This window comes from Pseudomaricurvus sp., assembly GCF_965662505.1.
Classification (GTDB): Bacteria; Pseudomonadota; Gammaproteobacteria; order Pseudomonadales; family Cellvibrionaceae; genus Pseudomaricurvus.
In genome coordinates, this window is the sequence record NZ_CBFIHX010000114.1 from 1 (window position 1) to 10,846 (window position 10,846).

Genomic DNA, 10,846 nt, shown 5'->3' on the forward strand with positions numbered 1-10,846 from the left:
GGATGACCACAGCATCCGGGTCGACCGCTCTCCGATGGAGATTTCTTCAGAACAAATAGCTCATGTGGATACAGGTTATTATCAGCCCAACACCCTGGTTCTGTTCATCAACTCACCCAAATCCATTCACGCAGTCTCCCAAAGAAGCGCAACCGACGTTCCAAGAAGACACATTAATTTCTGCTGCGACCTTCCCTTTGACCTGTTCCAAATCAGAAAACCTTTTCGGGACACACTGCGGGACAAAGTAGAAGACACCCCTGTCATCTGGAGACTGGCCAAGCTTATTTAAACCCTGCCTGAATACTGGCTGTAATGAGAAGAGGTAAACGAGGGCTCCCGATAGAGGAAACATGACAACAGAAAAGCGCGGCTCGAGTAGAGGTTCCGGATCTATTCCGCAAAAGAAATCTGCTGATCACCCCAGCAAAAATCCACCCGCCACAATTTCTGATCTCGCTGATAATCGCGCCAAATAGCTGAAAAAGTGTCACCGGTTCTGGCGTGTTTTTCTTCTGGAGCCACTTCGGACAGAGGCAGCAGGACAAACGCGTTATGCAGCACTTCTCCCCTCGGCAAGGTGACGCCATCCACCACGCCGCAGAGATCGTCATAGGTGAGTATGTCGATATCCAGCGTGCGACCACTGTATTTGGGACCGCTTCGCTCACGGCCATTGGCGTCCTCGATGGCTTTTAACCGAGAGGACAGCTCACCTACGGACAGGGATGTCTCAATCCCCACCACCAGATTGATAAAGTTCTCACCCTCGAAGCCCACCGCCACACTTTCATAGACGGGTGAAATGATCAGCTCACCAAACTGTTGAGCCAGCGCATCCAGTCCGGCACAGATGTATCCTGTGGGCGACGTATTGCTGCCCAGACTCAGGTAAACACGAGCCATTAAGCCTGCTCTCCTGAACGATCACCGCGCTCAATGATCAACCCCACATCACGGGATTCACGCAAGGCGCCGGGTTTTCTCAAAGTCAGTTTTACCCAGGCTACGCCAAACTCTTCCCGTACAATCTGGCACACCTGCTCCGCCATGGTTTCCACCAGCTGGAATTCGCTGCCACCGATAAAATCCACCAATCGCATGGCAACAGATTTGTAATTCAGAGCGTATTGAATATCGTCGGTTTCCGCCGCCTTCCGGATGTCTGTCGACATTTCCAGATCCAGACTGACGGTTTGTCGCACCTGGCGCTCCCAGTCATAGATGCCAATGATGGTGTCGATGCGCAGGTCGTTGATAAAAACGATATCCATGGGTCGGGCTCTCTGTCGGTCTGATTCTCTATGGGTCTTGTTTTAAGTCAGTCTTGTTAGTATCGAGATTGAGGGCTCGACTCAACCCTGATGAGGGTAAAAACAGCTCTAACGCTGACTCAGGATTTCGCGTCAGCACCCACTGGCGGCAAAGCATCCAGCGGCCAGCGAGGGGTGACGGTCACACCCAGCTCTTCGGTTTGTCCGGCCAGCAAACGCTGACAGCCGGCGTAGGCAATCATGGCGCCATTATCGGTGCAAAACTCATGGCGGGCATAGAAGACCTTCGCGCCAATTTTAGCCAGAGCCGCCTCAAGACGCTCCCGCAGACGTGAATTGGCTGAGACGCCGCCAGCAATCACCAGGGTTTTAAAGCCGGTTTGCTGCAGTGCCCGGCGGCACTTAATCACGAGGGTGTCTACCACTGCCTCCTGGAACGCACAGGCGATGTCCGCACAGGTCTGATCATCCGGCAACCCGTCTTCCAGTGCATGTGCCGCCACGGTATTGAGGGTATAGGTTTTCAGGCCACTGAAGCTGAAATCGAGCCCTGGACGATCGACCATCGGACGAGGGAAGGTAAATCGCTCTGAATTGCCCTTCTCGGCCAGTTTCGCCACCTGCGGGCCACCGGGATAATCCAGATCCAGCATCTTTGCGGCCTTATCAAAAGCTTCGCCGGCAGCGTCATCCAGAGATTCACCCAACAAAGAGTATTCACCAATACCATCCACTTGTACCAGCTGGGTATGGCCTCCGGACACCAACAGCGCCACAAAGGGAAACTCCGGTGGCGAATCCTCCAGCATGGGTGCCAACAAATGGCCCTCCATGTGATGAACGCCCACCGCCGGCACACTCCAGCCATAAGCCAGTGCGCGACCGATACAGGCACCAACCATTAAAGCCCCCACCAGACCGGGGCCGGAGGTGTAGGCCACTGCGTCGATGTCCCGCTTCGTCAGACCGCTGCTGGCGAGCACCTCATTGATCAGGGGCAGGGTTTTGCGCACATGATCCCGCGAGGCCAGCTCAGGCACCACGCCGCCATATTCACTGTGCACGGCAATCTGACTGTAGAGACTGTGCCCCAACAACCCTTTTTCGCTGTCATAGAGCGCAATGCCAGTCTCGTCACAGGAAGTCTCGATGCCCAATACACGCATGAATAATGCCTATCTCAATGGTTTCAGTGATATGAATTCAATCATTTCAGTGGCTTTTCGGTCGAATTTTGTGGATATTGGCCGCTTTCCGCCCCGATCCGACTCAAGAAAGCAGGCATAATAATCAGCCTGAGACCCAAGAGCCAGTCAAAACATCGATTTCCACTACATATTCGTATTGCAGTCTCAAAGTGAAGTGTATAGAATTTGCGCCCCTTGGATTATGAGAAATATCCCTTTGGCCGGACTTGAGCCAGACAGATAATTCTCTCGGTGAATTGACAATTAAACACAGGTAAAAAGATGCCTTCAGTAAAACTTAAAGAAAACGAGCCATTCGATATTGCTCTGCGTCGCTTCAAGCGTTCATGTGAAAAAGCCGGTGTTCTGGCTGAAGTTCGTCGTCGCGAATTCTACGAGAAGCCAACAACTGTTCGTAAACGTGCTGCTGCGGCTGCCGTTAAGCGCCACGCCAAGAAGGTTCAGCGCGAATCCCGCAAGTTCCAGCGCCTGTACTAAGAGCGCTGGCGACCCCGGTCGGAGCCTGAAGCACCTGCCCTACCCGGCAAGCGTTTTATACAAAATCTGACCGCTTGCAATTCACCGTGTGCCGCGAGCCTGCTCGCGGCACTGTCGTGTGAAAGACTGTCCTCTGAAGGACCTTCATGTAAAGGGCCGTCGTATAAAGGGCCATCGCATGAAGAACAGCAACGCGGAAGAACACTCTTAATCGCTCCACTGAATACCGCTCAACCTAATTACTCTAAACCTAATACAGAGTCCTAACGTGTCAACTGCACTTAAAGATCAACTGAAAGATGCTATGAAAGCTGCCATGCGCGCGAAACAAAAAGAGCGCCTGGGCACCATTCGTATGATTCAAGCTGAAATCAAACGCATCGAGGTCGATGAGCGTATTGAGGTCGACGATGATCGCCTTTTGGTCGTGCTCGACAAAATGTGCAAGCAACGACGCGACTCCATCACCCAGTACGCCGACGCTGGCCGCGAAGATCTGGCCGATATCGAACGCGCCGAGATGCTGGTGATACAGGAATTCCTGCCGGAAGCCCTGACCGATGAAGAATTGGACACCATCATCACCCAGGCCATTGCCGACAGCGGTGCCGAAAGCCCCCGCGATATGGGCAAGGTTATGGGACTGGTGAAACCTCAGGTGCAAGGTCGCGCCGACGTAGGTGCCGTCAGCAAGCTGGTCAAAGCCAAGCTGGGCTGATTCTTCACCCAGACAGACCGCCAGCCTGCTCTACAAAACTGCTCAGCTATCCCAACACCCGCTTACACGGTAAACTCGGCGAATGGCAGGCCTCATCCCCCAAACATTTATTGACGATCTTCTGGATCGCATCGACATCGTCGATGTGGTGGATGCCCGCGTCAAACTGAAAAAAACCGGCAAAAATTACAGCGCCTGCTGCCCGTTCCACGAAGAAAAAACCCCCTCCTTCACCGTCAGTCCCGACAAACAGTTCTATTACTGTTTTGGCTGTGGCGCCAGCGGTACGGCTTTGGGTTTTGTTCTGGAACACGACCGCCTCAACTTCCCCGATGCCGTGGAAGAACTGGCCAAGATGGCAGGCCTCGAGGTGCCCCGCGAAGCGCGCAATGACTCGCCCCGCCAACAGGAACGCAAAAACCTTTACCAGCTGCTGGAAAAAACCGATCAGTTTTTCCGCCAGCAATTGCGTCACAGTCCCGCTCGTCAACACGCCGTCAACTACCTGCAGCAGCGAGGCTTAAGTGGTGAAATCGCCCGAGACTTCGGTATCGGCTACGCACCACCGGGCTGGGACAACCTGCTCAAAGCCATCGGCCTGACCGAAGAAGACAAGCACCTGCTGGCAGAAGGCGGCATGCTGATCGAGCGACCCGAAGACGGTCGCCGCTACGACCGCTTCCGCAACCGCATCATGTTCCCGATCCGCGACACCCGTGGCCGCGTAATTGGCTTCGGCGGACGAGTACTGGGTGACGACAAGCCCAAATACCTGAACTCGCCGGAAACCCCGGTGTTCCACAAAGGTAGAGAACTCTACGGTCTGTATGAAGCCCGCCAGGCCTATCGCCAACTGCCGCGACTGCTGGTCGTCGAGGGCTACATGGACGTAGTAGCACTGGCACAGTTCGATATCCGCTACGGTGTCGCCACCCTGGGTACCGCCTGCGGCGAAGACCATCTCACCCTCGCCTTCAAATACACACAGGAAGTGGTGTTCTGCTTTGACGGTGACGAAGCCGGCCGCAACGCCGCCAAACGCGCGCTGGAAAACAGTCTCGGCGCCATGCAGGACGGTCGCCAGGTTAAATTTCTGTTCCTGCCCGATGGCGAAGACCCTGACACACTGGTGCGCCAGGTCGGGGCTGACAAATTCTCGAACATGGTGGAATTGGCGGTACCACTGGAAGACTTCCTGTTTGACAGCGTTGCCGACGGCATCGACATCCAATCCATGGAAGGTCGCGCACGCCTGAGCAAACGCGCCGCGCCGCTGCTGCACAAACTGCCCGCCGGCGTGTTTCGGGAGCTGATGTTTGCCAATCTCGCCCAGCGTACCGGCCTGCCCATGGACACGCTGATGGAACTGGTAGACACTCCGGAAGAGAAAGCGCCAGCCACCAACACTCAGCCAGCCTCTCACCAAGGCTCCAGCCAGACATTCCAGCCAGAGGCGCCGGCAGAGCACTATCATCGCCTGCCACCCGCACAGGAACAGCCGCCCTCCTACGGCGACCATGCGGATACAAGCAGCAATGGAGTGCGACGTGAGCCAGCGGCTCGCCCGCGGGCACCACAAAGCAGCTATCGGGGACCGATCAAACTTCCCCCCAGTAAACTGTTGTGCGCTATCGTCCTGCAACACCCGGAACTGATTCCGCTCACACCAGAGATTCCCAACATTCAGAACAGCCAGGATCCTGATCTGACCCTGTACGTCGAGCTGCTCACCTTCCTCAAGCAAAGACCCAACTACAGTTTGCCCCGTATTTTGGGTCACTGGCGCGGCAGTAAAGGCGCCGCGGCCAGCGACGAGCTGGCCAAGCTCGCCACCGTGGAATTGCTGAGCGATGCTCGCCAGCGCGCGCCCTACAACGCCCAACAGGAATACCTCGACTGCCTTGGCCGCATCGAAAACCATCTCGGCAAGCAAAAACAACGGCTGGAGATGGAAAAACTCAGCTCCAAGAACTTTAATGAATTGAGCGAGTCAGAAAAGCAACAGATTCGGCAGTTTTACGCCAACCAACCGCCAAATCGCACTTAAATCGCCCAGCATTTCCAAAAACGAATGGAACGTCGCACATATAAGCCCTCCTGATTCGTTAATTTAGCGCCCACCCCCTTGAATATCTGGATGCAAGCGCCATATATGCGTTATAATTTCATGTTTTCCGCCTTTTAAATCATCAAGCAAGTTACAGGGTCTCGAATGTCTGAACACGCTCAGCAGCAACAGTCTCGCATCAAAGAATTGATCGCACGCGGTAAGGAGCAAGGCTACCTGACTTACTCCGAGGTGAACGATCATTTGCCCGAGGACATTTCCGATCCGGATCAGGTCGAAGATATCATCCAGATGATCAACGACATGGGCATCCAGGTGTTTGAAACCGCGCCCGACGCGGACACCCTGCTCATGGCCGATGGCGACTCCTCCGCCGACGAAATCGCCGCAGCCGAAGCCGCAGCCGCACTGGCCGCCGTCGAAACTGAAGCTGGCCGCACCACCGATCCCGTGCGCATGTACATGCGCGAAATGGGTACCGTTGAGCTGCTGACCCGCGAAGGCGAAATTGCCATTGCCAAACGCATCGAAGAAGGCACCCGCGAGCTACTGCACGCCATGTCTTACTGGCCCGGTACCGTGCAAATCTTCATTGATGAATACAATCTCATCGAGAAAGAAGAGCGTCGCATGCCGGACGTTATCGCCGGCTGGCTGGACCCCGCTGAAGACGTCCCCTCCGCACTGGATCAAAGCAAAGCCGCAGCAGAGAAAGCCGAAGCTGCTGAAAACAGTGACGATGATGATGACGAAGATGAAAACAGTGGCGGTGTCGATCCCGAAGAAGCCAAGGCTCGCATCGGCGAACTGACCAAAGCGGTTGCCGCAGCCAACAAAGCGCTGGACAAGCATGGCCGCGACAGCAAGCAGGCAGGCAAAGCACTGGAAGCCCAGGGCGATGTGTTTAAGTTCTTCAAACTGCCACCACGCCAGTTCGATCCACTGTACAACCGTATCCGTGGCGTTCTTGACCGCGTGCGTGTCGAAGAACGTCGCATCATGGCCCTGTGTGTTCGTCAGGCCAGAATGCCGCGCAAAACCTTTATCAAAGAGTTTCCTGGCAACGAAATCAACGAAGACTGGATCCCAACTGTTATCGCCAAAAAGCGCGACTACTCAGATGCGATCAAGTTGGCCTGCGACGACATCCTGCGCGCTCAGCGCAAGCTGAAACAACTGGAACAAGAAGCACAACTGGACCTGGCCTCGATCAAAGAGATCAACCGCCGCATGTCCATTGGTGAAGCCCGCGCCCGTCGCGCCAAGAAAGAAATGGTAGAGGCCAACCTGCGCCTGGTGATCTCCATTGCGAAGAAGTACACCAATCGCGGCCTGCAGTTCCTCGACCTGATTCAGGAAGGCAACATCGGCCTGATGAAAGCCGTCGACAAGTTTGAATACCGTCGCGGTTACAAGTTTTCAACGTACGCCACCTGGTGGATTCGTCAGGCCATCACCCGCTCTATTGCGGATCAGGCCCGCACCATTCGTATTCCGGTGCACATGATTGAGACCATCAACAAGCTGAACCGTGTTTCCCGTCAGATGCTTCAGGAGATGGGCCGCGAGCCTACTCCGGAAGAACTGGGCGAGCGCATGGAAATGCCGGAAGACAAGGTTCGCAAGGTACTGAAAATTGCCAAAGAGCCGATCTCCATGGAAACACCTATTGGTGACGATGAAGATTCGCACCTGGGTGATTTCATTGAAGACAACACCATCACTTCACCGGTGGAATCCGCGACTTCTCAGGGTCTGGAAGAAGCCACCAAAGATGTACTGGCCGGCCTGACCGCTCGTGAAGCCAAAGTGCTGCGCATGCGCTTCGGTATCAACATGAACACCGACCACACTCTTGAAGAAGTGGGCAAACAGTTCGACGTTACTCGTGAGCGTATCCGCCAGATCGAAGCCAAGGCACTGCGCAAACTGCGTCACCCTTCACGCTCCGATCACCTGCGTGGATTTATCGACGAGCAGTAAAGAGCCATTTGCCACTGGCCAGACGCAACGGGGCGCACTATAATGCGCCCCGTTGTTGTATTTAAAACAACGACTTAGCAAAACACAGTGTCTATTTTTTAGCCAAACCAAACACAGGCGCCAGCCTGATGCAAAACGCGGTTTGAACACAACCTGAAGATAGAACACCCAGTTTTGGGCCCTTAGCTCAGTTGGTTAGAGCATCCGACTCATAATCGGCAGGTCGACAGTTCAAGTCTGTCAGGGCCCACCATTTCCCCCCTCTCTTTTAAACGACACCCGTCACCCCTACTGATACAGAACTCTCGCAAAACACGATTTCCACAGCCCCCTTCTCCCGAGGATTCGCAAAGGACTACAATGGGTCACCTCATTTAGCTCACGAACCTCAAGCGAGACACAAGGATGAAAATCGAAACACTCGATGAACTCAGATCCATTCTGGGTGCCCCAAATCCTGTTTTGGAAAAGAAGATCTATACCTATTTGAATCCGAGGATGCTGGACTTTATTCAGCATGCACCTCTGGTGCTTATCTCGACGGTTGATTCTGACGGAGTTCCCACCATTTCCCCAAAAGGCGACCACCCAGGATTTGTGGTTACGGAAGGGAACTCGAAACTCCAAATCCCCGAGCGCAAAGGTAACAAGTTGGCCTACTCTCTCGCCAACATTTTGAATGGATCAAAGGTCGCCCTACTGTTTATCGTCCCCGGCACTCACGAAGTGCTGCGAGTGCAAGGTCAGGGCGAGCTAATTAACGATCCTGAGCTCAATCAGAAACTGGCTTCAGGAACACAAAAAGCGCTTTTGGCCACTCAGGTGTCCGTCGACAGCTGTTACTTTCACTGTGGCAAAGCTTTATTACGCAGTAAGCTGTTTTCCAGTGACATAGAACTTCGCGACATGAATATCTCGTTTGGGCTTGAGCTATCCGACAATGGCGGGCTAGATGCCTCAGATACGGAGAAATTCGATAATGGCGTTAGAAACCGCTACCAGACGGATTTGTAACACCGCTAGAACATCCTATTCTGGCAATCATGGATCCCGACAGGACGGACACGGTTCGCTATGTCTTCTCTCTCAGCCTTAAACTCATCCCAACCGACTGAACTGTATCTACTGGCAGCGGATATCCTTCTGGCTGTACATGCCCTCGTTGTCGCTTTCGTGGTTATTGGGCTGCTGCTGACTCTGCTGGGCAAGCCCTGCAAGTGGTCGTGGGTGCGTAACCCCTGGTTTCGATGGGTGCATTTAATCACTATTGGGATTGTGGTTATTCAGGCCTGGCTCGGCGTCATTTGCCCCCTTACCATTTGGGAGATGGCGTTGCGCGAGCGCGCCGGTGATGCGGTCTATGCCGGAAGCTTTATTTCTCACTGGTTGAGCCAGGTTCTTTACTACCAACTGCCCGGCTGGGTATTTATCGTTAGCTATACCCTGTTTGGCGCTCTGGTACTGGCCAGCTGGATTTGGGTCAGGCCTCGCCCTCTACGTTCGCCAAAATGACGTAATTTTTCACAGACAAGATTCCATTTACAGACGCCACGCCACAATTCGTCACAATTGATCGCCGCAATGCCTGGAACCTCCAGCCTCCTGCCCTTCTTCGACGCTTTAATAGAAGGCAAATACAAAACAGGAGTTGCACCATGTCTGGCAGAGCTAGCCCACACACCTTATTCACGATTGATACCTGTCCCCATCAAAATACCCAGTGGGTCTATGAATTACCGATCTGGCTACGCGCACTGCTTTGTGTCGTGTGTCTGGCCAGCTTTAATCAAGCCACTGCCAACATATCGCCAGCCGACTCCATCAATCAGGAAGCCGTCAACAGCGGGGAAATGGAGTTTAGGGGTGACAATGGAGAAGTAGTAACTGCCCCCCTGCTCGACACAAAAGTCACACTGTCCATCACCGGCATGATCACCACCACAACCTACGTGCAGACATTCCACAACGACAGTACCGACTGGGTCGAGGCCCGCTATGTCTTCCCTTTGCCGGAAACAGCTGCCGTGCATGGAATGACCATGCGTATCGGTGACCGGGTGATCAAAGGTGAAATCAAAGAAAAGCAAGCCGCGAAAAAAATCTACCAGCAAGCCAAGCAGAGCGGCAAGCGTGCCAGTTTGGTTGAGCAACAGCGCCCCAATTTATTTTCTCAAACCGTCGCTAACATTGCGCCCCACGAAAAAATAGAAGTGACTCTGAACTATCGACAAACTGTTGACTACAACCACGGTCGCTTTTCCCTGCGACTGCCACTGACCATCACACCCCGTTATATCCCGGGCAAAGCTGCAACCACGGAGGACAATATACACACAGAAACCACTCTGGCTCTCGACGCCCAGGGATGGGGTTGGGCCAACCCCACGGATCAAGTACCGGACGCCCATAAAATTACGCCTCCAATGGCAACGGCAAAATCCTTGAAGAATGGTGACATTCGCAATCCGGTGAGCCTCAACATCGACTTAAATGCAGGCTTACCTCTTGCCCATATTGACAGCCCGTACCACGACATCGTCATCCAAAAAAACGGCGCACGGCACCAAATATCCTTAAGCGCCGGCAGGGTTCCTATGGACCGCGACTTTGTGCTCACCTGGCAACCGGTGCGTGAAAAAACACCTCAAGCCGCACTGTTCAGCGAACAGATGACCTCTGGTGAAGACAAGCAAGATCACTACTTGCTGTTGATGTTGCTGCCGCCTCAAGCACCCAACTCATCCGATAGCGACTCATCGTCAACCTCGGAACAATTGCCCAGAGATGTCCGGTTTATTATCGACACTTCCGGATCCATGGGCGGCACATCGATACAGCAAGCCAAAGCCAGCTTACAACTAGCACTTTCGACGCTATCGGCACAGGATCGCTTTAACATTGTGGAATTTAACTCTTCATTCCATCGCTACAGTAACACTCCGGTATTTGCGACCGCCGCGAATCTTCGCAGAGCCCAATCGTTTGTTCAGGGACTGCACGCCAGAGGAGGCACAGAGATGCACGCTCCCTTGAATGCGGTTCTTTCTGAATCCAGTGACGCACAGTATCTAAAACAAGTGGTGTTTATCACGGACGGCAGTGTTGGCAACGAAAGCGC

At 53.8% G+C, this 10,846-nt stretch carries 11 protein-coding genes and 1 tRNA gene; 9 read left to right on the top strand and 3 right to left on the bottom strand.

Going from position 1 to position 10,846, the window contains the following annotated elements:
- A partial coding sequence (locus ACTG33_RS13760) for a hypothetical protein (RefSeq protein WP_439135800.1) occupies positions 1-292 on the top strand: 292 nt, incomplete at its 5' end.
- Between the two features lie 101 nt (positions 293-393).
- Here ACTG33_RS13760 and folK read toward each other — a convergent pair.
- The 3 genes from folK to tsaD form a co-directional block, all read right to left on the bottom strand.
- Positions 394-906, bottom strand: coding sequence for a 2-amino-4-hydroxy-6-hydroxymethyldihydropteridine diphosphokinase (gene folK, locus ACTG33_RS13765; protein ID WP_439135801.1), 513 nt, complete (start codon positions 904-906; stop codon positions 394-396).
- Positions 906-1,274: a dihydroneopterin aldolase gene (gene folB, locus ACTG33_RS13770; RefSeq protein ID WP_439135802.1), complete on the bottom strand. Its 369-nt coding sequence runs from the start codon at positions 1,272-1,274 to the stop codon at positions 906-908. The genes folK and folB overlap by 1 nt, the downstream gene beginning before the upstream one ends.
- Before the next feature lie 119 nt (positions 1,275-1,393).
- Positions 1,394-2,440: a tRNA (adenosine(37)-N6)-threonylcarbamoyltransferase complex transferase subunit TsaD gene (tsaD, locus tag ACTG33_RS13775; RefSeq protein ID WP_439135803.1), complete on the bottom strand. Its 1,047-nt coding sequence runs from the start codon at positions 2,438-2,440 to the stop codon at positions 1,394-1,396.
- A gap of 303 nt (positions 2,441-2,743) precedes the next feature.
- Here tsaD and rpsU point away from each other — a divergent pair, with 303 nt between their 5' ends.
- The 8 genes from rpsU to ACTG33_RS13815 form a co-directional block, all read left to right on the top strand.
- Positions 2,744-2,959, top strand: a complete 216-nt coding sequence (gene rpsU / locus ACTG33_RS13780) for a 30S ribosomal protein S21 (RefSeq protein WP_167191856.1) — start codon at positions 2,744-2,746, stop codon at positions 2,957-2,959.
- A 268-nt stretch (positions 2,960-3,227) separates the two neighbouring features.
- The gene (locus tag ACTG33_RS13785) at positions 3,228-3,677 is read left to right on the top strand and encodes a GatB/YqeY domain-containing protein (protein WP_439135804.1); all 450 of its coding nucleotides are present in this window, start codon (positions 3,228-3,230) and stop codon (positions 3,675-3,677) included.
- Between the two features lie 82 nt (positions 3,678-3,759).
- Complete coding sequence (gene dnaG / locus ACTG33_RS13790) at positions 3,760-5,724, top strand: DNA primase (RefSeq protein WP_439135805.1); 1,965 nt, start codon at positions 3,760-3,762, stop codon at positions 5,722-5,724.
- A 165-nt stretch (positions 5,725-5,889) separates the two neighbouring features.
- Entirely contained in the window at positions 5,890-7,728 is a 1,839-nt protein-coding gene (gene rpoD, locus ACTG33_RS13795; protein ID WP_439135806.1) for an RNA polymerase sigma factor RpoD, read from the top strand.
- 176 nt (positions 7,729-7,904) lie between these two features.
- Positions 7,905-7,981 (top strand) — tRNA-Ile (locus ACTG33_RS13800).
- 152 nt (positions 7,982-8,133) lie between these two features.
- The gene (locus ACTG33_RS13805; RefSeq protein WP_439135807.1) at positions 8,134-8,742 is read left to right on the top strand and encodes a pyridoxamine 5'-phosphate oxidase family protein; all 609 of its coding nucleotides are present in this window, start codon (positions 8,134-8,136) and stop codon (positions 8,740-8,742) included.
- Positions 8,743-8,802: 60 nt separating this feature from the next.
- Positions 8,803-9,240 (top strand): DUF2784 domain-containing protein, encoded by a 438-nt coding sequence (locus ACTG33_RS13810; protein ID WP_439135808.1) that lies wholly within the window; start codon positions 8,803-8,805, stop codon positions 9,238-9,240.
- Positions 9,241-9,383: 143 nt separating this feature from the next.
- On the top strand, positions 9,384-10,846 hold a 1,463-nt coding region (locus ACTG33_RS13815), incomplete at its 3' end, for a VIT domain-containing protein (protein ID WP_439135809.1).